Here is a 20,360-nt window from a genome sequence, read left to right on the forward strand (position 1 = left end):
GGGCGCCGGTCAGAACTCGATGCCCAAATTCAGTTTCAGTTGCTGGCGGTCGTGGCCGATCAGGTCGAGGGAATCGAGGGCCTCCGGCGCGGAGCCCGCGACCTGATACGAATAGGCAGCCTTCACGTAGGCGGATTTCGAAATCTGGGCGTAGAGGCTGGGTCCGATGTAGAAGGCGCCGCCCTGGAAATGCTCGAGGGCGAGCCCGTCATAACCGGCAAGATAGCGCAGCTCCCCGCCGAGGAAGATGCCGGGGCGGCATTGCCAGCTCAGGGCGCCGGAGAGCTCCAGTGCGGATTCCCGTTCCGTGCCCTCCTCGCCGTCCGTCCATTCGGGAGCATAGGTCAGATTGACCGCGGCGAAGAGCGTCTCGGAGACGAGTTCGCTGTCCAGCATCAGCTTCACGGGCAGCTCGAAGCCGTCGGCGCGCTCGCCGCTGTCGTCCTCGAAACGGCTCCATTCCGGCGCTACCGAGACCGCGAACCCGACCGGCGCGTGCTCCCAGCTGAGGAAGCGGTACTTGATCTCGCCGCCGACGCCGTTGAACGCCGTCCGGTCGACGTCGTCGAGATCGGCGATGTTCGAGACGTCGAAGCGGGTGAAGGACGCCCCCAGGCTCACGGTCAGGTTCCGCGTGACGCCGTATTGGTACTCGATCTCGGCTTCCCACGCCCGATAATGCGCGGAACCCGGATCCCCGGCCTGCCGACCGAGCGCGCCGACAAGGTCGAGCTCCAACTCCCGCTCGCCCTTGTCATTGGTGTCGCTTCCCTCGGTGAAACCGAAGATGTTCTCCGAATCGATCTCGAACGTGACACCCGAGGCGGCTCCCGGCGTATCGTCGTCGTCCGCAAAGGCATGAACCGCCGCAGCGCCGTCGATCCCGGCGAGCAGTGTGAACAGAATGAGAAGGTGCCGGGAAACGCTCATGCGCATGCGATCCGAGCCTCAAGCGAAAATGCTCGAAACCCAGCGTAACGATCACGCGAGCCTTGTCTAGCAAGTTGATTCTTATGATTATTTTATAATTCGACGGACGTCGTTCAGATGTCCTGGCCGCGCCCTGCCGGACGCCCGCACCGCCATTTAGTGATGCGCCATTTCGGATGGCTCTCCGACCACTCGGCGATCATCGGCTGGGCGCCCATCATGCACTGGGTCGGCATGGACACCTGCTCGGCACTCATCGAGAGATATTCTTCCTTGCACACGCCCGGGGAGGCGATGAGGCAGATGGACAGTATCAGCTCCATGGCTCGATCCTTGTCGGCGTGGATCTGGCTACCCGAGTGTTTCTCCCCGACTTCTTTACGGCTTGATACGCTCGATGGATCGAGCGCCCACTCGCAGCCGCTGGCAAGACGCAAAACGCAACACCGCCAGCGTGCCATCGCGATTGCTGCAATGCAACATAATCGCCGCAGAAGCATGCTGAAATTGTCGGCGCGGCGCTTTCCGGTTTGCACGCAATACGTTCATCGGGCACCGGCGTTCCCGAAGCGCGGCCGAAGGTCGCGTTGCCCTCGCGGCGCCGCAGGGGATTGCGGGCGGCCGCCCCGGCGCCACGCAGAAAGCGCCGAATCTCGCGAGGAAAGCCTTGCGATAAAACGCGAAGCAGCACTAGTGTGCGCTCCGTGGAGTGTCCGTGGTCGCGCTATCAGGCCAACCGGTTTGGTGTTTCAAACGCTGCAACAAAGATAGCCGGGACATCATCGAGGGACAGGTCCCTGTCACTCATTTGAGCAACCCCGTTTTGGGAGGATTAGATGGCCAAGATCAACAAGGTGCTGATCGGCGAATCGCTGGTCGGCGACGGTAACGAAGTCGCTCACATCGACCTGATCATCGGACCGCGCGGCTCGGCGGCGGAAAGCTCGTTCCTGAACGCCCTGACCAACAACAAGGACGGTTTCACCTCGCTGCTCGCGGTGGTGACCCCGAACCTGCTCGCCAAGCCGAACACCATCCTGTTCAACAAGGTGACCATCAAGGACGCCCGCCAGGCCGTCCAGATGTTCGGACCCGCGCAGTATGCCGTCGCCAAGGCGGTGGTGGATTGCGTCGCCGACGGCACCATCCCCGAGGACGAAGCCGACGACCTGTTCATCTCGGTCGGCGTGTTCATCCACTGGGAAGCCGCGGACGACGCGAAGATCCAGAAGTTCAACTACGAGGCGACCAAGGAAGCCCTCAAGCGCGCCGTCAACGGCGAGCCGAAGGTCAAGGACGTTCTCGCGCAGGCCGCCTCCGCCAAGCATCCGTTCGCCGCTTAGATCGGAAGCAACCCTGGGCAGAAAACAACCCCTCCGCCCGCGGCCCCGCCGAAGGGCCTGCTCCAGCGGTTGGCGGCTATGTTCCTCGGCAAGTGACGGCGGCGCCCCGCGCCTCCGGAAGCCTCTACAGGATACGGCCGCCGGGCGCCGCCCGGCAGCCAGTTAATGACCGCCGACTTTCCGGCCCGGGATCACGTCCCGGGCCGTTTTCATTTCAGCCTGCGTTCGACAGTGGAATTCGGACGATCAGGCCTGAAGCTGCGCCCGCAGGGCCTCCAGCGCCGCGCCCCCCGCGCGTTCCGCCGGGCTCAGGGTCACGCCGATATCCCGCACCACCGCCAGCGGCCGCCCCTCCAGCACAACGACCCGGCTCCCGAGCGCCAGAGCCTCGCGGCTGTCATGGGTGACGAACAGCACGGTCGCCGCATGACGGGCCAGCAAGGCGCGCAGGAGATCGCGCAGGCGCGTGGCGGTCGCCTCGTCCAGCGAGGCGAACGGTTCGTCCATCAGCAGGAGATCCGGCTCCAGCGCGAAGGCCCGGGCCAGCGCGACGCGGCGCTGCTGGCCGACCGAGAGGCGCTCGGGATAGGTGTCGGCGAATTCGGCGAGGCCGACATCGGCGAGCCGATCGCGCGCGCGCCCGGCCGCATCGGGCCCTGCCAGCGGCAGGGCGATGTTCTCGAGCACGGTGCGCCACGGCAGCAGGCGCGGATTCTGGAACACATAGCCGAGGCGCGGCTCGGCGACGGGACCCGCCGCGCCCTCGAAGCGGATACGTCCCCGATAATCGCCGTCGAGGCCTGCAACCAGGTTGAGCAACGTCGTCTTGCCCGCGCCCGATGGCGCCAGCAGCGCCACGAACTCACCGGCCGCGACCTCGAGACCGAAATCGCGGTAGATCGTGCGCGATGGGGCGCCGGCGACGGCCGGGAAGGTCTTTTCCGCGATCTCGATGTCGATGCCGATCATCGCCGCCACCGGTTCGCGTGCCGTTCCCAGGGCTGCACCACGCCGATCTCGATGAGTTGCACCACTGCTGTGAAGGCCAGCGCATAGGCCAGCACCATGGCCACGTCGAACAGCTGGAAAGCGTTCTGCAGCTCGAAGCCGACTCCGTTGGAGCGGCCGAGCAGTTCGACCACGAGCACGATCTTCCAGGTCAGCGCGAGGCCGGATCGGGCGGCCGCGGCGAAGAAGGGCGCGAGCTGGGGCAGCACCACGTGGCGCAGCGTCTTCACCGGGCCGAAGCGGAACGCCTTCGCCATCTCGTCGAGATCGCGGGACAGCGCCGCCGCGCCCTCCCGCAGCGTGATGGCGACGTTAGGGATCTTGTTGATCGACACGGCGGTGATCGCCGCCGCCTCGGTCAGCCCGAACCACACATAGCAGAGGATGATCACGACCAGCGCCGGCAGGTTCAGCAGCACGATGAGCCAGGGGCCGAACACCGCATCGAGCCGGCGCGAGCGCCCCAGCGCGATGCCGATCGCGGCGCCCAGCACCATGGCGATGAAGAAGCTCGCCGCCACCCGCGCGAGCGTGATGGCGATGTTGAGCTGGAGCTCGCCCTGGGCCGCCGCCCGCCCCATGGCGTCCAGCACCGCGCCCGGCCCCGGCAGCAGGCGCGAGGCAATCAGCACCGCCGCCACCTGCCAGGCGAGCAGGAGCAGCGCGAGAGACAGCACCGTCATGCCGAGCCGGCCGGCGGCCTTCATGCAGCCGGCGGCCAGAACAGCGTGGGATCGAAGCGGGCATCGGGGCCGACGAGCTCGGCCCCGCCGACGCTGGCCAGCACCTCGAACAGGCGCGCGCAGGAGGCCCGCTCGGCCGCGCCGAAGCCGGTGGGGATGCCGGCGCGGAAATAGTCGCGCAGGCTGACGAACTCGGCCTCGCCCTCGGCCTGCATCACCGGCTTCAGCCGCAGCCATGCCGCATCCGAGGTCGCCAGCACCCGGTTCGCCGCCTCCACGGCGCGGAAGAAGCCGGCCAGCGCCGCCCCCTTCTCCTGCATGATGCGGCCGTACCAGACGAAGCCGGTCATGGGCGGCGGCGGCGTGATGCCGAGGCCCTCCACGACATTGCCGACATCGATGAGACGGCGAAAGCCGCGGGCATCGAGACGCGCCGCGAAGGGCCAGAAGGCGAGCGCCGCATCCACGCGCCCAAGCGCCAGCTGCTCGCTCACCAGCGGCGGGGCGCCATAGACCGGTTCGGCGAAATCCTTCATGTCGACGCCGAGTTCGCGGCGCGCATAGGCCCGCAGCAGCACCCAGCTCTTGTCGAGTGCGCCGCCGGCGACACCCAGCTTGCGCCCCTTGAGGTCGGCGAGCGAGCGGATCGGCCCGTCCTTCGCCACCATCACCGCGCCCAGCGCGTTGGAGAAGGGCGAGAAGAAGAGGTCCTCGCCATCCGTGCGCCGGCGCAGCGCCCACAGCCAGTCGCTGACGATGAGATCGACCGCTCCGCCCTGCAGCGCCACGGTGGTCGCCTGCCCGGCGGCGTAGTCGACGCGCTCGATGGCGAAGCCCTCCCGCCGGTCGAGGCCCTCGGCGGTGATGGTGTCGAGCATCCAGCCGAGCGTTCCGGTCTTCAGCGCGCCGACCCGCAGCGTGGTCGAGGCGGCGGCGGCCGGGCGCAGTGTCGCGGCCAGCGCCGCGCCGGCGAGCAGCGTACGTCGCGAGATCATCACCGCCTCCCTCACGGCGCCGCCTTCCCGGTGAGCGGGGGATCGAGCAGGCGGTTGCGCACGAGATAGGAGGTTCCGCGCATCCACGACTCGTCGGAGTTGCTGCGGATGTCGGCGCTGCCGGCCCGCAGCACCGCGCCGGTGGCGACATCGCGGAGCTGGAAGTTGATGTTGAGGATGAGGTCGGACACTTTCTGCACGAGGCCGATCACTTCGATATCGGCGCCCAGCGCCTGGGCAATAGGCAATTCGCAGCTGTTGCAGTTACGGAAGGGCGCGTTTTCCATTATACGCTTTTCTTCCGGCGCGAGGTCGACGACGGTATAGCCCGCCTGCGCGAGCAGCCGGCGCACCTCCTGGGTGATGAGCGCGAGGCGCGTATCCTCCGCGGCGCGCATCGTCGGCGTCACCTGCTGGCCGGAGGTGTCGAACAGTTCGAACTCGAAAACCGCAACGCGGGTGGCCGCTTGCGCGCCGGAGGACAGCGCGGCAAAGGCCAGCAGCCCGATGGCCGCCGCCTTGAAAAGACCCATGATGGCCGCCCTCCCCGGCGGTCGGTGTGCTTGCCCGCGATCATATCGGGGCCCGGGCGGGTCGCAACGCCTCCTGTTCAATTTTCGGTTAGTTCCTAGTCGAATCTCCCGGCAGCGCAGGCAAATAGACGGGCTTATTAAGTTCTTATGCAATCTATTGTGTTGAATACAGTTTCGTCTTTGGTAGTGTTTCGCCGGCTCTGATAAAAATCCACAGCAAGCCGGACAGAAGAGCAGGATGGAAACGCCAGAGAGACGTGCTCCCCGGTTCGGGGCCGCCGCCGCGACGCTGCTCGCCGCGCTGACGCTCGGCCCGCTCCCCGTCGTCGCCCAGACCGCGCCGGAGGCCCCGACGCCGGGGACGGCGGCGGCGACCTCGCAGCCGGCGACGGCTCCCGCCGACAAGACCTTCCGCATCGGCTTCGTGCGGCAGCTGCCGCCGGATCCGCCCTGGGTGGCCCCGCTGCAGATGCCCCCTGAAGACCTCGGGCTCGCCGGCGCGGCGCTGGGCATCCGGGACAATCTCGGCGCCGGCCGCTTCCTCAAGCTCGACTACAAGCTCTCGACCGAGCTGGTACCGACCGACGGCGATCCGCTCGCCGCCGCGCAGAAGCTGGTCGATGCCGGCAACGATTATCTCCTGCTCGACGTGCCGGCCGATGCGCTGCTGAAGATCGCCGACGCGCTCAAGGGCCGGGACGTGCTCCTCCTCAATGTCGGGGCGACCGACGACCGGCTGCGGCAGAAGGACTGCCGCGCCAATGTGTTCCACGTCGCCCCCTCGCGCGCCATGCTGACCGACGCGCTGGCGCAGTTCCTCGCCAGCAAGCGCTGGCGCAACTGGTTCCTGATGACCGGGCGCACGCCCGAGGACCGGCTCTATGCCGATGCGGTGCGTGCCTCGGCGAAGAAATTCGGCGCCAAAATCGTGGCCGAGAAGACCTGGGATTTCGGACCCGACGCGCGGCAGACCGGCCAGAGCGAGATTCCGATCGTCACCCAGGTGGCTGACCACGACGTGGTGGTGATTGCCGACGAGCTGGGCGAGTTCGGCGAGCTCATTCCCTACAACACCTGGTATCCGCGCCCGGTCACGGGCACGCAGGGGCTCATGCCGCTGTCCTGGCACGAGACGGTCGAGAACTGGGGCGCCTCGCAGTTGCAGAGCCGCTTCTTCAAGGGCGCCAAGCGGCTGATGCGCACGCTCGACTATCAGGCCTGGGAGGGTGTCGCGGCGATCGGCGCCGCCGGCAACAAGACCCGCACCAGCGACGTGAAGACCGTGCGCGACTTCATGCTGGGCCCCGGCTACGATCTACCGGTGTTCAAGGGCGTCGCCGCGACCTGGCGCCCCTGGGACCATCAGCTGCGCCAGCCGATCGTGCTTGCCCACACGACCAACGTCGTCACGCTCTCGCCGCAGCAGGGCTTCCTGCACCAGCGCACGCCGCTCGATACGCTCGGGGTCGACCAGCCCGAGAGCCAGTGCAAGTTCAACTGACAACAACACCCCGGAGGAAAATGCCATGAACCGCCGCACCAGCCTCGCCGCGGGCCTCGTCTTGCTGGCCTTCGGCACCGTGCCGGCCGGCGCGCAGGAGACCGGCAATTACCGCGCCTTCGTCTCCAACGAACGCGACCATACGGTCAGCGTGATCGACCTCAAGGACATGAAGGTCGTCGAGACCATCAAGAGCGGGCGCCGCCCGCGCGGCGTGACCGCGAGCCCCGACGGCAAGCTGATCTATGTCGCCGCCTCGGACGACAGTCGCGTCGAGGTCTACGATTCCAAGACGCTGAAACTGGTGAAGACGCTGCGCTCGGGGCCCGACCCCGAGCTGTTCGTGCTGCACCCCAGCGGAAACCCGCTCTACATCGCCAACGAAGACGACAACATGGTCACCGTCGTCGACGTGAACAGCAATGAGCTGCTGGCGGAGATCGAGGTCGGCGTCGAGCCCGAGGGCATGGGTATCAGCCCGGACGGGCGGTACATGGTCAACACCTCCGAGACGACCAACATGGCGCATGTGGTCGATACCAAGACGAACGAGGTGATCGAGAACGTGCTGGTCGACTCGCGCCCGCGCATCGCCGAGTTCCGCAAGGACGGCAAGCAGCTCTGGGTCTCCGCCGAGGTCGGCGGCACGGTCTCGGTGATCGACCCGGCCACCTGGAAGATCGTCAAGAAGATCAATTTCGAGATCCCCGGCGTCAACAAGGACGCCATCCAGCCGGTGGGCGTGCGCATCACCAAGGACGGCAAGAAAGCCTTCGTCGCGCTCGGTCCGGCCAACCGCGTCGCCGTGGTCAATCCCGAGACGCTCGAGGTGGAAAAGTACCTTCTGGTCGGCCAGCGCGTCTGGCAGCTCGCCTTCACGCCCGACGAGAAGTTCATCCTCGCCACCAATGGTAATTCCAACGACGTCTCGATCATCGACGTCAACGCCGAGAAGGTCATCAAGTCGCTTGCCGTCGGCCGCGCGCCCTGGGGCGTCGTGGTGGTTCCGTAAGTGCCCCCCGCTTCCAACCAAACCCGGAGGACATCATGAAACCCGCCCTCGCCGCCGGCGCCTTCGCCGTGCTCGTCACCTCGACCGGCGCCTTCGCGGCCGGCGACCTCGCGATCCGGCCGACCAAGCTCAACGAACTCGTCGTCGGCCAGGGCGAGTCCGGCTTCGGCGTCTCACAGAAGACCTATGAGCTTGAAACCGGCAAGGCCTACCAGCTGATGATCAAGTCGACCGGCAACAAGGAATGCGCGTGGCAATCGCCGGGCCTCGCGCAGAACATCTGGCTGCGCAAGGTCGAGGCCGGCGGCATCGAGATCAAGGCGGTGCATCTCACCGAGCTCGAATTCGAGGATGAGGGCGAAGCCGAAATCTTCTTCGTTCCCGTGCGCACCGGCACCTTCAAATGGTATTGCAAGGGCATGGAAGAGCGCGGCATGGAAGGCGAATTCATCGTGAAGTGATCGTTCGTCGTGACGTGATCCTGCCCGGCCTTCCGCCGGTCATCCAGCATGGCGTCGTCGCCGGAATCGGCGGCGGCGCCTTGCGTCCCTGAAGGGCCTGCCTCGATGCCGCCAGCCGCCCCCGACACAGGCGCGCCGCCTGCCCTCTCCGTCGCGCACGTCACGCACCGCTTTGGCGAGCGCACGGCGCTGGCCGATGTGAGCCTCGAGGTGCCGCGGGGCAGCTTCACCGCGCTGCTGGGCCCCAACGGCGCGGGCAAGACCACGCTGTTCTCGCTGGTCACCCGGCTCTACGACAACCGCTCGGGCGCGATCCGCGTGCTCGGCCACGATGTACGCACCGAGCCGGCGGCCGCGCTTTCCCGCCTCGGCGTGGTGTTCCAGTCGCGCACGCTCGATCTCGAACTCAGCGTGACGCAGAACCTCGTCTATCACGCCACGCTGCACGGCATCGGCTTCGCCCGCGGGCGGGCGCGGGCGCTGGCCGTCCTCGATCAGGTCGGCCTCGCGGACCGGGCGAAGGACAAGGTCCGCCAGCTTTCCGGCGGTCAGATGCGTCGGATCGAGATCGCCCGCGCGCTGATGCACGAACCGGATCTGCTGCTGCTCGACGAGCCCACGGTCGGCCTCGACATCGCCTCGCGCGCGTCCATCGTCGCCGAGGTGCGGCGCCTTGTGGCGGGCTCGGGCATCGGCGTGCTGTGGGCCACCCACATCATCGAGGAGATCGAGGCGGGCGACCGCGTCGTCGTGCTGCACAAGGGCCGCGTGCGCGCGCAGGGCACGCGCGGCGAGGTGGTGGCGCAGGCGGAGGCGGCGGACCTTTCCGATGCGTTCCTGCGCATCACCGCGGCGGCGGACACCGCCCGGGAGACCGCCGCGTGACCCCCTCCCCCCATTCGCGAGGCGCCCGCCTGACGCCGGCCGGCTATGCCGTCTGCATGCTCGGCATCTGCTGGCGCGAGGGCCTGCGCTTCCTCAACCAGCGCGGGCGATTCCTCTCCGCGCTGGTGCGGCCGCTGGTGTGGCTGTTCATCTTCGCCGCCGGCTTCCGCGCCGTGCTCGGCGTCTCGATCACCCCGCCCTACGAGACCTATGTCCTCTACGAGGTCTATGTCGCGCCGGGGCTGGTGGCGATGATCCAGCTGTTCAACGGGCTGCAGTCCTCGCTTTCCATGGTCTATGACCGCGAGGTCGGGGCGATGCGCATCCTGCTGGTCAGCCCCTATCCGCGCTGGTTCCTGCTGGTCTCGAAACTCGTCGCGGGCATCTGCGTCTCCTTGCTGCAGGTCTATGCCTTCCTGTTCGTCGCCTGGTTCTGGGAGGTGGAGGCGCCGCCGATCGGCTATCTCACCGTGCTGCCCGCTTTGCTGCTCAGCGGGCTGATGCTGGGCGCGATGGGGCTGCTGATGTCGTCGCTGTTCCGCCAGCTCGAGAATTTCGCCAGCGTGATGAACTTCGTCATCTTCCCGATGTTCTTCGCCTCGTCGGCGCTCTATCCATTGTGGCGGGTGCGCGAAAGCAGTCTGGTGCTGTATTACATCTGCAACCTCAATCCGTTCACCTATGCGGTCGAACTGATCCGCTTCGCGCTCTACGGGCAGTTCGAGCCGCTCTCGGCGGCGGTGGTGACGGGCACGGCGCTCGTCTTCCTTCTGGGCGCCATCGTGGCTTACGATCCTTCCGCCGGCGTCATGGCGCGCCGCGGCGGCCCGGAGACGGGCAAATGACAAGAAACAGACGGGAGACGCCCATGATCACGCCGGCCAACCGCCCTGCCCGCGCCGCGCGCGGCATCTCAATGCCCGGCGCCGCGACGCTCGGTGCCGCCGCGCTCGCGCTCCTGCTGTACGCCGCGCCCGGGCCGGCGCAGGCGGCGGATGCGACGGGGCTGTGGCCCTGCATCCAGCCGAAGGTGGCGAGCCTCGCCGCCGCGCAGATGTGGGCGGGCGATCCGGTGGAGGGCCTGACCTGGCGCGACGACCCGCAAGTGGCGGATCTCGTGCCGGTGCTGGCGGCCCGCCGCACGCCGATCGACAGCGCCACCACGATGATCGACGATTTCGCCAAACAGGCCGGCGCCGGGCGCAACAAGCGCCTCACGCTGCTGTTCGCCGGCGTGTTCGACCAGATCAACACCCAGCGCTCGCGCATCCTCTCGGGAATCGAGCGCTACGCGCAGCATCAGGTCGACCTGTCCAAGCGCATCCGCCAGGACAGCCTCGACCTCGCCACCGCCAAGAAGGACACCAGCGACGCCGGCAAGGCGAAGGCCGTCGAACTCGAGAAGCAGCTTTTGTGGGACACCCGCATCTACGACACTCGCACCCAGGCGGTGACGGCGGTGTGCGAAAGCCCGGTGATCCTCGAACAGCGCGCCTTCGCCCTCGCCCGCGCCATCCAGAACGCGATGGAGTGAGGGGAGCGTCGCGGAACGTCGGCATGTACTCACGCCGCCACGGCTTTGCTAGCACCGCGCTTGAGGTCCAGTACCGAAAGATGGGATTCCGCGATGGCAGCATTGCTGAATTTGCCGAACGGCCATGTGTCGCTGGAATTTCGGGCATCCGACATGGCGTCCATCGGAAAGTTGCTTCGCAAGCTCCATGGCAAGCCATCGATTGTGCAGCACCCAACGTTCTCCGAGTATCAGTTCGTCGGCTTCTCTCTCATCTTTCAGAATGAATGGGACGACCCTTGCCTGATCTCGTCATCGAATGAGGGGGATCAGGCTTTGCATATGCTGCGTGATTTGTTGAGCGCGGCGTGAGCTGATCGGAATCGCCGGCGCTCGCCCATCCTCGCCGGCTCTCCAAGCGCATCCGCCAGGACAGCCTCGACCTCGCCACCGCCAAGAAGGACACCAGCGACGCCGGCAAGGCGAAGGCCGTCGAACTCGAGAAGCAGCTTTTGTGGGACACCCGCATCTACGACACTCGCACCCAGGCGGTGACGGCGGTGTGCGAAAGCCCGGTGATCCTCGAACAGCGCGCCTTCGCCCTCGCCCGCGCCATCCAGAACGCGATGGAGTGAGGGGGCATCGAGCGGCCTATCGCCCCGGCGCGTAGGCCAGCGGGATTTCGGTGGTGTTTTTCAGCTCCTCCATCGCGAACATGGAGGTGACCTCGGTCAATTCGACCTTGCTGATCAGCTGCTTGTACAGCGCATCATAGGCGGCGATGTCCGGCACGACGGCCTTGATGAGGTAATCGATCCCGCCCGCCAGGCGATAGAATTCCAGCACTTCCGGGATCGTGTTCAGCGCCTTGTGGAACTGTTCGAACCATTCCAGCCCGTGCCGGCTGGTGCGGACGGCGATGAACACGGTGACACCTACATTCAGCTTCTTCCGATCGAGCAGCGCGACCCGCCGGCTGATGACGCCCTGGTCCTCGAGCCTCTGGACGCGCCGCCAGCAGGGCGTCGACGACAGGCCGACCTGATCGGCGATTTCGGCCGTCGACAACGAGGCGTCCTGCTGGAGCAGTGCGAGGATGCGGCGATCATAATCGTCGATCACCGCCAAAGTGGAATTCTTTTCCATAATGCTGACTCAGAGTGGAAAGTTATTGCTGCAACTCTGGCATTCGGAAGAAAACTTGCAACAAAATTTCTGCCATTCCCGCTATATTCATCTCATTCAGCGGTGACCCCGCCCCGCGCTGGAGGATTGAGATGACCATGTCTGCCCGGATTGCCGGCGAGGTGCTTCCCTTCGTGGAACTGAGCCGCGTGACGCGCACCCTCGCCGACGCTTATCTCGACCATGCCCGCACGACGCTCGAAGCGATCATCGCCCGGCCGGCGCTTCTCGACCACGTCCGGCTGGAGCGCAACGGCGAGCGCTATGCGCGGACGCTGCTGTTCGGCGACAGCCAGATGAGCGCGTGGGCGATCCTGTGGCCGCCGGGATCGAAAACCTCGATCCACGACCATCATTGCTCGTGCTGCTTCGGCGTGATCAGCGGCGCGCTCGACGAGGTCCGGTTCCGGACGGTCGCACCGCGCCAGGTCGTCGTCGAGAGCGTCAGCCACCGCGAGCGTGGGTTCGTCGCGGCCATGCTGCCGACCGGTCCGAATATCCACCAGATGGTCAATGCGGGCAGCCGCGACTGCGTGTCGGTGCACATCTACGGCTTCGACCACGCGATGCACACGTCCTCGATCCATCACGAATATGAGCTGGCGCCGCAGTAGGGACACCTCCGCTCACGCGGGGCACCGCGGCGGAGCGCGGCGGCCGGCGCGGAAGTCTATGCCCGGAGTTACTCCATCGGCCGCGGCGTCGCCTCTTCCAGCGGCAGGCCGGCCTTCGCCCAGCCGTCGCTGCCGGGCGGATACCAGGCGACGGCGGTGTAGCCATAGGCCATGGCGCGCTTGGCGGCGTTCCACGACATCCAGCAATCGGTGAGGCAGTAGAACACCAGCGGGGCATCCATCCGGCCGCCGGCAACCTCGCTGAGCGAGCGGCGAAACCAGCCGTCCATCTCCGGGCTGAGCGCGCCATAGCCGACATTGGGCAGCCAGACGCTGCCCGGCAGGTGATCGCGCCGCTTGTCGCGCCAGACGGTGCCGGCGGGCAGGTTGGCCGGCTTCACGTCGCGGGGCATGACGTCGACGAAGATCGCCGCCTTGTCGCGCCACAGCGCCTGCGCCTGCGGGGTATCGAGCACCCGTGCGCCCTTGAGCGTCGCCGGCGTCGGCGCACGGTAGGCCTCCATGCGGTAGTCGGCCGGCTCGTCGACGGGTGCCGCGGGCGACGCCCCCTGAACACCCGCGGCGGGAGCCTGCGCATGTGCCGGCGCGAGCGTCAGCAGCACCAGTGCCAGTCCGGCGATGGCGATCCAGGCATAGGGCGCGAGCGATCCCTCGCGCCGGCCCGCGGCAAGGCGGATCCCATGGCGTTTCTCGAGGCCGAAACGCGTCGCGGGCCGATCGTTCGGCTCGGCGAAGACACGACGCGTATCGGCCGGAGCGCTCATTTTGCCGCCTCGCTCATGGTGCTGGCTCCCGCATCATCCGCCGCTCAGGGCGAGGCCGTCGCCGGTCGGCCGCGTTCCTCGACCAGCGGCACGCCGTAGGACTTCAGGATGCGGTCGATGTCCGGCTGCCGGCGGGCGATGAAGTCGTTCAGCTGGTGCTTCCACTTCAACTCGCCGGGACGGATGCCGAAGGTGATGCGGTAGACCATGGCGGGGTCGCCCCGCTCCTTCACCAGCGGCACGACATCGAGCGGGGTCTTGGAACGGGACGCGAAGTAGCCCCCGATCGGTCCCCAGAGGATGCCGCCGTCGATCTCGCCCGAATCGATATCCGCGATCATCTGCTCGGCCGGGCTTTCGAAGCGTCGGTCGACCATCAGCGAATAGGGCTTGGCGAAGGCGAGCAGGCCGTTGCGCCCCATGAGATCGGCCGGCGGCGTCCCCGCCACCACGCCGAGCCGAAGGCCCTTGAGGCGCGGATCGGCGAAGCTGTCGACACCCTCGATCGGGCCGCCCTTGCGGGAGACCAGCACCCAGGCGGAGGTGTAGTAGGGATTGGTGTTCAACACCGGGTCGCCGCCCGCCACATAGCCCATGACGATGTCGCAGCGCTTGGCGCCGAGCGTCATGCGGTAGAAGCCGGTGGCCTGGGGAAACCAGGTGTAGTCGACCGGCACGCCGAGATCGCTCGCCAGCAGCTCGGCGATCTTGTTCTCGAACCCCTCGCCCTTCTCGTCGGTGAAGGGCATGTTGGCCGGGTCCGCGCAGACGCGCAGCGTGGCGCGGTCGACGAGATCGGAGACCTGCGCCTGCGCGGCCGGGAACCCCAGCAGCAACGCGGCGAGGCCGAGGGCCGCCGCGCCCACCGCGGCGCGGGACGGCGCTATCCGCCCCCCGCCGCGCCGGCTGCGATCAGTTCGGACGTCCGAAGCACTGATTCTCATTGGCTGTGTACGCCTTCGTCTTGTCCTCGCGCTTGCTCGGGCGGGTGCGGTCGAGCGCCCCGTCGGCGCGGGCCTTCAGGTAGACGTAGATGTCGTCGAGATAGCACATCACGTTCAGGTTCTCGCCGAAAGCCGGCATCACCTGGTCCGCCGTGCCGTGGCCGACATTGCGCTTGCCGTTGACGACGATCTCGAAGAACTGGTCGTAGGTCATCGTCTTGAGCGAGTTGGCAAGGGCCGGGGCATAGGTCGAGCCCATGCCGTCGGGACCGTGGCAGACATGGCATTCGGCATGGTAGCGGCGGTAGCCGGAATAGGCATACCAGTCGATCGTGCCGTCCTCGCCGACATGATAGGTCGGCTGCCCTTCCGGGGTGACGTACTTGCCGAGTTCGTCCTTCTCAGCCGGCGGGTTGGCGACGGCGGGCGCCGGTGCGCCCTGGGCGGCTGCGATGCGCGGCGCGAGGGCGGAGGCGAGGCAGACCGCCACCAGCAGCGCCATCGGCGATGCCACCAGCCGTCCGGGCAGGAAATACTTCATGTGGACGCTCCCGAAGGGGCCAGGTCAGGAAGAGCGCTGGCCTGGAATTCTTCTAAGATGTTCATAAGGAACAGGTTTTCGAGACGCCGGGGCCTGGCTCACCGGTATGTTCCGATGGCCAGGCCCCTTTGCCGTGCAGTTCAAGCGGTTAGGCTCGAACGGTCGTCCGTGCCGATCAGTTCGGCAGACCGAAGACCGTCAGCTGTCCGCCGAGGTTGGTGTAGTTGGAGAGGGCCGCATAGCCACCCACCGCACCGAGACCGGCATTCGGGTCGGTCAGGCCGGCCGCCAGGCCGATGCCCGCCCAGCCACCGACACCCGACAGGATGGCGATGTACTGCTTGCCCTTGTGCTCATAGGTGGTGACGTTGCCGATGATGCCCGACGGGGTCTTGAACTTGTAGAGTTCCTTGCCCGTCTTGGAGTCCACCGCCTTCAGATAGCCCTCGAGCGTGCCGTAGAACACGATGTCGCCATCGGTCGCGAGCGCGCCGGACCACACCGAGAAGGGCTCGGGCAGCGACCACACGATCTTGCCCTTGGTGTTGTCCCAGGCGATGAAGTTGCCCATGCCGCCATGGCTGTTCGGCGCGGGGAACATCGAGAGCGTCGCACCGACATAGGGCTGGCCCGCCGTGTAGCTCACGCGGAACGGCTCGTAGTCCATGCAGACGTGGTTGGTGGGCACGTAGAACAGCTTGGTCTTGGGCGAGTAGGCCGCCGGCTGCTGATCCTTGGTGCCGAGCGCCGCCGGGCAGATGCCCTTGGTGTTGACGTCCTCACCACCCTGCGCGGTCGAATACTTGGCCACGACCAGCGGACGACCGAAGGTCGGGCTGTTCCGGTCCATGTCGACCTTGGTCGCCCAGTTGACGGCCGGGTCATACTTCTCGGCCACCAGCAATTCGCCCGAGACGCGGTCCAGCGTGTAGCCGAAGCCGTTGCGGTCGAAATGCGTCAGCAGCTTGCGCGGCTGGCCGTTGAAGTCCTGATCCGTGAGGATCATCTCGTTGACGCCGTCGAAATCCCACTCGTCGTGGGGCGTCATCTGGTAGACCCACTTGGCGACGCCAGTATCCGCGTCACGGGCCCAGATCGTCATCGACCACTTGTTGTCGCCGGGACGCTGAGCCGGGTTCCAGGTCGAGGGGTTACCGGAGCCGTAATAGACGAGGTTGGTTTCGGGATCGTACGAATACCAGCCCCAGGTGCAGCCGCCGCCGATCTTCCACTGATCGCCTTCCCAGCTCTTCAGCGAGGAATCGGGGCCGACCGGCTTGCCGAGCGCCGTGGTCTTGGCCGGATCGACGAGCATCTCGTTGTCGGGGCCCATCGAATAGCCGCGCCACACCTGCTTGCCGGTGGCGGTGTCGTAGGCGGTCACGTGGCAGCGCACGCCGAATTCGCCGCCCGAGATGCCGACGATGACCTTGTCCTTGACCGGCAGCACGGTCGCGGTGTTGGTCTCGCCCTTGGTCGGGTCGCCGTTGACGGCCTTCCACTTCACCTGGCCGGTCTTGGCGTCGAGCGCCACCAGCGTGGTGTCGGCCTGATGCAGGTAGATCATGCCGTTGGAGTAGGCGAGACCGCGGTTGACGGTATCGCAGCACATCACCGGGATGACGTTCGGATCCTGCTTGGGCTCGTAGCGCCACAGGATGCGGCCGTCATTGTTGAGGTCGAGCGCATAGACGATGTTGGGGAACGGCGTGTGGACGTACATGACGTCGCCGATCACCAGCGGGCCGCCTTCGTGGCCGCGCAGAACACCGGTCGAGAACGTCCAGGCGACCTGGAGCTTGTTCACGTTGCCGGCGTTGATCTGGTTGAGCTTGGAGAAACGGGTGTTGGCGTAATCGCCGGTCTGGATGCCCCACTGCTTGGGGTCTTTGATAATATTCGTCAGCCCGTCATTGGCCATCGCCGGACCACAATAGGCCGCCGACCCCAGAATCAAGGCCGCATATGCATACTTGCGCATGCGCATCTCCTCCTGAATACGATCCTCCGGGCGAGACCGACGCTGAGCGCCGATACGCGACCGCTTATCTTTTTTTGAACTTGTGACCGTCATCTTCGGCAGCGTGTCACGACCGGCTGGGGAGAAGACAGCCGGACTTCACGGGGGCCCCCGCCCCAAGCTGGCCTACGAACCGGGGGGCGAACCTGATGGCCCGACACCCGTTGAAGCCGAAGACAGAAACGAGGCTAGCCGCAATTCTGCCGGTACGCAATAAGAACCTCTAAGAGAAAAAAGTCTTATTATGATTTTGCTGCATGTGCGAAGGACTGCCTCATGCTGCACCGCCAATACTGCGGAATCTTGTTGCAGATTGCAGCATTCCCTGGGGAATGGCGTGCTGCACCTGCTCAGACGCGCGTGCCGCCGGAGGGGCACGTCACTCCCATTCGAGCTCGTGATAGGCGGCGATGACGTTGCGCGCGTTGAAGTCGTCGAACAGCGCCCAGTTCCCGCGCCCGCCGGTCAGCGTCTCACCCGCCTCGGCCATGCTGCCGCCACGCGCGACAAAGGCCCGCACCTCGGCGCGAAGCTCCGCCAGATAGGCCGTCTCGGACGCGATGGCGCCCGGCCAGGGCGCGCTCGCCGGGCCGTGACCCGGCACCACGCGCGCCGCCTTCAGCGCGACCAGCCGGTCGATCAGCGCCAGCCAGCCGTTGAGGCTGCCGTCCAGCGTCGGCACATGGCCCATGAACAGCAGATCGCCGAGGAACCAGGTGTCGGTCGCCGTGTCGCGGATGGTGAGGTCGTTGTCGGTGTGCGCGGTCGGCTGCGCCTCCAGCACCAGCCGGCGGTTGCCGAGATCGAGCTCCAGCCGGTCTTCGACCAGCAGGTCGGGGATGATCACCCCGCTCTGCGCCGCCACCGCGTCGCCCATCGTCCGGCGCAGCTGCTCGATATAGGTCTCGGCGCGCATGGAGAGCGCGCGGGGCAGCTTCCGGTGGCCGACGAAGCGCGCATCGACACCGGAAAACGCCGCGTTTCCCAGCACATGGTCGGGATGCATGTGCGTGTTGACGATATAGCGCAGCGGCTTGTCGGTGACCGCCTTCACCGCCGCGAGCAGGCGCCGGCCGGCGATCACGCTGTTGCCGGTGTCGATGACGAGGGCGGCCTCGTCGCCCACCACCAGCGACATGTTGGCGATGGCGCCGGCATTGGAGGGCGCCAGCAGTTCATAGGGCGCGCGGAAGACGTGGATGCCCGGCGCCACCTCGTCGAGCGGCAACGGCGCTTCGGCCGGCGTCGCGGCGGCGCGCTCCACCCCGATGCCCGGAGCCAGGGCGGCGGCAAGGCCGAGTGCGAGCACTGAGCGTCGATCGGGTTCGTCCGCGCGACCGGGCATGGCTGCCCTCCGGCGAGAAGCGCCCGTCGCAGCGGCGGGCGCCGGAAGGGGAAAGCCGGCGCGCCGCATCGAGCCGCGCGTCGGCCATTGACCTGAGGGCTACTTCTTCTTGCCGCTCTCGTCGAACTGGCCGAGATAGGCCTCGAGGTCGGCGCGGTCGGTCTCCTTGGGCAGGCCGGCGAAGACCATCTTCACGCCGGGCATGTAACCCTTGGGGTTTTCGAGGTACTTCGACAGGACTTCCGCTGTCCACACGTCGCCCTTGGCGTTGTGCTCCTTCAGCGTGTCCGAATAGTTGAAGCCGGCGACGGCGCCCATCTTGCGGCCGATGATGCCGTTCAGCTCCGGACCGACCTTGTTCTTGGCACCCTCGCCGACGGCGTGGCAGGCCATGCACTTCTTGAAGACGTTGGCGCCCTTCTCCGGATCGCCGGCGCTCGCGGCCGCAGCCGGGGCGGCGGCGGCCGGCGCGGCGGCGTCCTGGGCGTGGGCGGCGACGGTGCCGAGGGCAAGGAGGGCGGCGGCGGAAAGCAGGATTCGATTCATTGTTTTCCTTCCCGGGGACAGTCGTCACTGCCTTGTGGCAGCGGATTGGGCGGCACTCTAGCCGGAACTCTGGAACGATCCTAGACGGCAAAAAGGCGCCGCCCCTCCGAACCGCCTCGGCGTATCGTCGCAGGCTTTGGCGCCCGCGTGCAGCGCGGCCGAGGTGCGTCACGACGTCACGAGGCCGCGGACAGGCAACGGGAAGCCGGGACACGGCCGGGTACCCGGCCGGCCGGCGATTTGAAGCCGCGCGGAGGGCGGCGTAGCCTTGCGGCACGCCATTCGGCTGCGCGTTTTGTGCGCAGCATCGGTGCAGCAAATGGAGAAGCCGCCCACCATGTCACCCGCGCCCGCCCGGATCCGCCCGCACGTGCTCAAGCTCGGCGGCAGCCTGCTCGGCGCGCCGCGGCTGCGCGAGTTGCTGGCGCGGCTCGCCCAGATCGGGGCGCCGATCGTGGTGGTGGGCGGCGGCGGGCCGCTGGCCGATGCGGTCCGCGCGCTGCAGCCCCGCCTCGCCCTGAGCGAGCGGGCGGCGCACCGCATGGCGATCCTCGCCATGGAGCAGACGGCGGAAGCGCTGGCGGACCTGGAAAGCGGGCTCATCCCCTGCACCGATGCCGACGCCATCGACGGGGCGCACTATGCCGGCTGCGCCGCGCTGTGGCTGCCGGCGGCGATGGCGCTCGATGCCGACGCCGCCGAGCTGCCGGAGAGCTGGGACGTCACCTCCGACAGCCTCGCCGCCTGGCTGGCGCTGCGCCTCGGCGCCCGGCTCACCCTCGTCAAGGCGGCTGCCGTGACGACGCCGGACGGTCCTCCGGAGACATGGGTGGCGCAGGGACTGGTCGATGCCCATTTCCCGCATCTGGCGGCGCGTTTGCCCGGCATGGTAAGGGCGATGTCGCTCGACGACGCGCTCACCACGGAATTTCCCCTCGGGACGGCGGCATGACAGGCAAGGACGGTTATCCCCGCTGGGGCTGGGCGCTCACCGGCTCGGGCCATTTCTTCACCGAATCGATTGCGTTGATCCGCTCGCTCGACGCGGTCGACCTGTTCGTCTCGAAGGCGGCGGACGAGGTGCTGCGCATGTACAAGCAGCAGCTGCCGCCCGACACCCGCATCTTCCACGAGACGACCGCGAGCTCGGCCCCGGTGGGGCGGTTCTACGAGGGGCTCTACCACACGCTCGTCGTCTCGCCGGCCTCGTCGAACACCGTCGCGAAATGCGTGTTCGGCATTTCCGACACGCTGGTGACCAACTGCTTCGCGCAGGCCGGCAAGTGCCGGGTGCACGCCATCGTCTTCGCCTGCGATACCGCGCCGGAGATGATCACCATGGCACCGAAGGGCCCGGTGCCGGTCTATCCGCGCCGGATCGACCTCGAGAACACGGCGAAGCTCAAGGAGTTCGACGACACCACCGTGGTCGAATCGCTCGCCGAGCTCGAGGCCGCCATCGCCGCGCGGCGGGCGCATCTCGCCGCCCCTGCCGCACCGGCGGCGGGCTGAGCCG

25 protein-coding genes are annotated in these 20,360 nt (G+C 67.1%); 12 read left to right on the top strand and 13 right to left on the bottom strand.

Annotation, left to right across the window (positions count from 1 at the left end; genetic code table 11):
• Window positions 1-9 precede the first annotated feature (9 nt).
• Window positions 10-930: a hypothetical protein gene (locus ACEUEL_RS11705; protein WP_405705132.1), complete on the bottom strand. Its 921-nt coding sequence runs from the start codon at window positions 928-930 to the stop codon at window positions 10-12.
• Between the two features lie 113 nt (window positions 931-1,043).
• Window positions 1,044-1,253, bottom strand: a complete 210-nt coding sequence (locus ACEUEL_RS11710) for a hypothetical protein (RefSeq protein ID WP_405705135.1) — start codon at window positions 1,251-1,253, stop codon at window positions 1,044-1,046.
• 513 nt (window positions 1,254-1,766) lie between these two features.
• Here ACEUEL_RS11710 and fae point away from each other — a divergent pair.
• Window positions 1,767-2,273 carry a formaldehyde-activating enzyme gene (fae, locus tag ACEUEL_RS11715; RefSeq protein WP_405705138.1) on the top strand — a complete coding sequence of 169 codons (507 nt, stop codon included), beginning with the start codon at window positions 1,767-1,769 and terminating at the stop codon, window positions 2,271-2,273.
• Window positions 2,274-2,519: 246 nt separating this feature from the next.
• Here the strand turns inward: fae and ACEUEL_RS11720 are convergent, their stop codons facing one another.
• From ACEUEL_RS11720 to ACEUEL_RS11735, 4 genes are read right to left on the bottom strand one after another with little or no spacing between them, the layout of a single operon-like run.
• The gene (locus ACEUEL_RS11720) at window positions 2,520-3,242 is read right to left on the bottom strand and encodes an ABC transporter ATP-binding protein (RefSeq protein ID WP_405705141.1); all 723 of its coding nucleotides are present in this window, start codon (window positions 3,240-3,242) and stop codon (window positions 2,520-2,522) included.
• Entirely contained in the window at window positions 3,239-3,988 is a 750-nt protein-coding gene (locus ACEUEL_RS11725) for an ABC transporter permease (RefSeq protein WP_405705144.1), read from the bottom strand. The genes ACEUEL_RS11720 and ACEUEL_RS11725 overlap by 4 nt, the downstream gene beginning before the upstream one ends.
• Window positions 3,985-4,959, bottom strand: coding sequence for an ABC transporter substrate-binding protein (locus ACEUEL_RS11730; protein ID WP_405705147.1), 975 nt, complete (start codon window positions 4,957-4,959; stop codon window positions 3,985-3,987). The genes ACEUEL_RS11725 and ACEUEL_RS11730 overlap by 4 nt, the downstream gene beginning before the upstream one ends.
• An 11-nt stretch (window positions 4,960-4,970) precedes the next feature.
• The gene (locus ACEUEL_RS11735) at window positions 4,971-5,492 is read right to left on the bottom strand and encodes a DUF3280 domain-containing protein (RefSeq protein ID WP_405705150.1); all 522 of its coding nucleotides are present in this window, start codon (window positions 5,490-5,492) and stop codon (window positions 4,971-4,973) included.
• A gap of 238 nt (window positions 5,493-5,730) precedes the next feature.
• Between ACEUEL_RS11735 and ACEUEL_RS11740 the strand changes: the two genes are divergently transcribed.
• The 8 genes from ACEUEL_RS11740 to ACEUEL_RS11775 all read left to right on the top strand — a co-directional run bounded on the left by ACEUEL_RS11740 (window position 5,731) and on the right by ACEUEL_RS11775 (window position 11,499).
• On the top strand, window positions 5,731-6,993 hold the full coding sequence (locus ACEUEL_RS11740; protein WP_405705152.1) for an ABC transporter substrate-binding protein: 1,263 nt from the start codon (window positions 5,731-5,733) through the stop codon (window positions 6,991-6,993).
• A 25-nt stretch (window positions 6,994-7,018) separates the two neighbouring features.
• Window positions 7,019-8,005, top strand: a complete 987-nt coding sequence (locus ACEUEL_RS11745) for a PQQ-dependent catabolism-associated beta-propeller protein (RefSeq protein WP_405705155.1) — start codon at window positions 7,019-7,021, stop codon at window positions 8,003-8,005.
• A gap of 35 nt (window positions 8,006-8,040) precedes the next feature.
• Window positions 8,041-8,466, top strand: a complete 426-nt coding sequence (locus ACEUEL_RS11750; RefSeq protein WP_405705158.1) for a copper-binding protein — start codon at window positions 8,041-8,043, stop codon at window positions 8,464-8,466.
• Between the two features lie 105 nt (window positions 8,467-8,571).
• Window positions 8,572-9,351 carry an ABC transporter ATP-binding protein gene (locus ACEUEL_RS11755; protein ID WP_405705161.1) on the top strand — a complete coding sequence of 260 codons (780 nt, stop codon included), beginning with the start codon at window positions 8,572-8,574 and terminating at the stop codon, window positions 9,349-9,351.
• Window positions 9,352-9,407: 56 nt separating this feature from the next.
• The gene (locus ACEUEL_RS11760) at window positions 9,408-10,196 is read left to right on the top strand and encodes an ABC transporter permease (RefSeq protein ID WP_405706728.1); all 789 of its coding nucleotides are present in this window, start codon (window positions 9,408-9,410) and stop codon (window positions 10,194-10,196) included.
• Window positions 10,197-10,219: 23 nt separating this feature from the next.
• Window positions 10,220-10,885 (top strand): hypothetical protein, encoded by a 666-nt coding sequence (locus ACEUEL_RS11765; protein WP_405705164.1) that lies wholly within the window; start codon window positions 10,220-10,222, stop codon window positions 10,883-10,885.
• 93 nt (window positions 10,886-10,978) lie between these two features.
• Window positions 10,979-11,236 (top strand): hypothetical protein, encoded by a 258-nt coding sequence (locus ACEUEL_RS11770; protein ID WP_405705166.1) that lies wholly within the window; start codon window positions 10,979-10,981, stop codon window positions 11,234-11,236.
• 140 nt (window positions 11,237-11,376) lie between these two features.
• Window positions 11,377-11,499, top strand: coding sequence for a hypothetical protein (locus ACEUEL_RS11775; RefSeq protein ID WP_405705169.1), 123 nt, complete (start codon window positions 11,377-11,379; stop codon window positions 11,497-11,499).
• A 16-nt stretch (window positions 11,500-11,515) separates the two neighbouring features.
• Here ACEUEL_RS11775 and ACEUEL_RS11780 read toward each other — a convergent pair whose 3' ends face one another.
• On the bottom strand, window positions 11,516-11,983 hold the full coding sequence (locus ACEUEL_RS11780; RefSeq protein ID WP_405706730.1) for an Lrp/AsnC family transcriptional regulator: 468 nt from the start codon (window positions 11,981-11,983) through the stop codon (window positions 11,516-11,518).
• Between the two features lie 158 nt (window positions 11,984-12,141).
• On the opposite strand from ACEUEL_RS11780, the gene ACEUEL_RS11785 reads away from it, so the two are divergent.
• A complete protein-coding gene (locus ACEUEL_RS11785) occupies window positions 12,142-12,663 on the top strand; it encodes a cysteine dioxygenase (RefSeq protein ID WP_405705171.1) in 522 nt (173 codons plus the stop codon).
• 68 nt (window positions 12,664-12,731) lie between these two features.
• Here ACEUEL_RS11785 and ACEUEL_RS11790 read toward each other — a convergent pair whose 3' ends face one another.
• The 6 genes from ACEUEL_RS11790 to ACEUEL_RS11815 form a co-directional block, all read right to left on the bottom strand.
• A complete protein-coding gene (locus tag ACEUEL_RS11790; protein ID WP_405705174.1) occupies window positions 12,732-13,448 on the bottom strand; it encodes a PQQ-dependent catabolism-associated CXXCW motif protein in 717 nt (238 codons plus the stop codon).
• Between the two features lie 44 nt (window positions 13,449-13,492).
• On the bottom strand, window positions 13,493-14,314 hold the full coding sequence (locus ACEUEL_RS11795; RefSeq protein WP_405705177.1) for a substrate-binding domain-containing protein: 822 nt from the start codon (window positions 14,312-14,314) through the stop codon (window positions 13,493-13,495).
• 46 nt (window positions 14,315-14,360) lie between these two features.
• A complete protein-coding gene (locus ACEUEL_RS11800; protein WP_405706732.1) occupies window positions 14,361-14,894 on the bottom strand; it encodes a c-type cytochrome, methanol metabolism-related in 534 nt (177 codons plus the stop codon).
• A gap of 214 nt (window positions 14,895-15,108) precedes the next feature.
• Window positions 15,109-16,914, bottom strand: coding sequence for a lanthanide-dependent methanol dehydrogenase XoxF5 (xoxF5, locus tag ACEUEL_RS11805; RefSeq protein ID WP_405705180.1), 1,806 nt, complete (start codon window positions 16,912-16,914; stop codon window positions 15,109-15,111).
• A gap of 418 nt (window positions 16,915-17,332) precedes the next feature.
• Window positions 17,333-18,298: a quinoprotein relay system zinc metallohydrolase 2 gene (locus tag ACEUEL_RS11810; RefSeq protein WP_405705183.1), complete on the bottom strand. Its 966-nt coding sequence runs from the start codon at window positions 18,296-18,298 to the stop codon at window positions 17,333-17,335.
• 99 nt (window positions 18,299-18,397) lie between these two features.
• A complete protein-coding gene (locus tag ACEUEL_RS11815) occupies window positions 18,398-18,844 on the bottom strand; it encodes a c-type cytochrome (protein ID WP_405705186.1) in 447 nt (148 codons plus the stop codon).
• Window positions 18,845-19,163: 319 nt separating this feature from the next.
• Between ACEUEL_RS11815 and ACEUEL_RS11820 the strand changes: the two genes are divergently transcribed.
• Window positions 19,164-19,796, top strand: coding sequence for an amino acid kinase family protein (locus ACEUEL_RS11820; protein ID WP_405705189.1), 633 nt, complete (start codon window positions 19,164-19,166; stop codon window positions 19,794-19,796).
• Window positions 19,793-20,356: a flavoprotein gene (locus ACEUEL_RS11825; RefSeq protein WP_405705192.1), complete on the top strand. Its 564-nt coding sequence runs from the start codon at window positions 19,793-19,795 to the stop codon at window positions 20,354-20,356. The genes ACEUEL_RS11820 and ACEUEL_RS11825 overlap by 4 nt, the downstream gene beginning before the upstream one ends.
• The last annotated feature ends 4 nt before the right edge of the window (window positions 20,357-20,360 follow it).

This window comes from Ancylobacter terrae, from assembly GCF_045108345.1.
Lineage (GTDB): Bacteria > Pseudomonadota > Alphaproteobacteria > Rhizobiales > Xanthobacteraceae > Ancylobacter.

Excerpts from the sequence above, each read along its gene's own strand:
- ACEUEL_RS11705 (WP_405705132.1), bottom strand. The coding sequence starts at position 930 with ATGAGCGTTTCCCGGCACCTTCTCATTCTGTTCACACTGCTCGCCGGG.
- ACEUEL_RS11710 (WP_405705135.1), bottom strand. The coding sequence starts at position 1,253 with ATGGAGCTGATACTGTCCATCTGCCTCATCGCCTCCCCGGGCGTGTGC.
- fae (WP_405705138.1), top strand. The coding sequence starts at position 1,767 with ATGGCCAAGATCAACAAGGTGCTGATCGGCGAATCGCTGGTCGGCGAC.
- ACEUEL_RS11720 (WP_405705141.1), bottom strand. The coding sequence starts at position 3,242 with ATGATCGGCATCGACATCGAGATCGCGGAAAAGACCTTCCCGGCCGTC.
- ACEUEL_RS11725 (WP_405705144.1), bottom strand. The coding sequence starts at position 3,988 with ATGAAGGCCGCCGGCCGGCTCGGCATGACGGTGCTGTCTCTCGCGCTG.
- ACEUEL_RS11730 (WP_405705147.1), bottom strand. The coding sequence starts at position 4,959 with ATGATCTCGCGACGTACGCTGCTCGCCGGCGCGGCGCTGGCCGCGACA.
- ACEUEL_RS11735 (WP_405705150.1), bottom strand. The coding sequence starts at position 5,492 with ATGGGTCTTTTCAAGGCGGCGGCCATCGGGCTGCTGGCCTTTGCCGCG.
- ACEUEL_RS11740 (WP_405705152.1), top strand. The coding sequence starts at position 5,731 with ATGGAAACGCCAGAGAGACGTGCTCCCCGGTTCGGGGCCGCCGCCGCG.
- ACEUEL_RS11745 (WP_405705155.1), top strand. The coding sequence starts at position 7,019 with ATGAACCGCCGCACCAGCCTCGCCGCGGGCCTCGTCTTGCTGGCCTTC.
- ACEUEL_RS11750 (WP_405705158.1), top strand. The coding sequence starts at position 8,041 with ATGAAACCCGCCCTCGCCGCCGGCGCCTTCGCCGTGCTCGTCACCTCG.
- ACEUEL_RS11755 (WP_405705161.1), top strand. The coding sequence starts at position 8,572 with ATGCCGCCAGCCGCCCCCGACACAGGCGCGCCGCCTGCCCTCTCCGTC.
- ACEUEL_RS11760 (WP_405706728.1), top strand. The coding sequence starts at position 9,408 with ATGCTCGGCATCTGCTGGCGCGAGGGCCTGCGCTTCCTCAACCAGCGC.
- ACEUEL_RS11765 (WP_405705164.1), top strand. The coding sequence starts at position 10,220 with ATGATCACGCCGGCCAACCGCCCTGCCCGCGCCGCGCGCGGCATCTCA.
- ACEUEL_RS11770 (WP_405705166.1), top strand. The coding sequence starts at position 10,979 with ATGGCAGCATTGCTGAATTTGCCGAACGGCCATGTGTCGCTGGAATTT.
- ACEUEL_RS11785 (WP_405705171.1), top strand. The coding sequence starts at position 12,142 with ATGACCATGTCTGCCCGGATTGCCGGCGAGGTGCTTCCCTTCGTGGAA.
- ACEUEL_RS11790 (WP_405705174.1), bottom strand. The coding sequence starts at position 13,448 with ATGAGCGCTCCGGCCGATACGCGTCGTGTCTTCGCCGAGCCGAACGAT.
- ACEUEL_RS11800 (WP_405706732.1), bottom strand. The coding sequence starts at position 14,894 with ATGGCGCTGCTGGTGGCGGTCTGCCTCGCCTCCGCCCTCGCGCCGCGC.
- xoxF5 (WP_405705180.1), bottom strand. The coding sequence starts at position 16,914 with ATGCGCAAGTATGCATATGCGGCCTTGATTCTGGGGTCGGCGGCCTAT.
- ACEUEL_RS11810 (WP_405705183.1), bottom strand. The coding sequence starts at position 18,298 with ATGCCCGGTCGCGCGGACGAACCCGATCGACGCTCAGTGCTCGCACTC.
- ACEUEL_RS11815 (WP_405705186.1), bottom strand. The coding sequence starts at position 18,844 with ATGAATCGAATCCTGCTTTCCGCCGCCGCCCTCCTTGCCCTCGGCACC.
- ACEUEL_RS11820 (WP_405705189.1), top strand. The coding sequence starts at position 19,164 with ATGGAGAAGCCGCCCACCATGTCACCCGCGCCCGCCCGGATCCGCCCG.
- ACEUEL_RS11825 (WP_405705192.1), top strand. The coding sequence starts at position 19,793 with ATGACAGGCAAGGACGGTTATCCCCGCTGGGGCTGGGCGCTCACCGGC.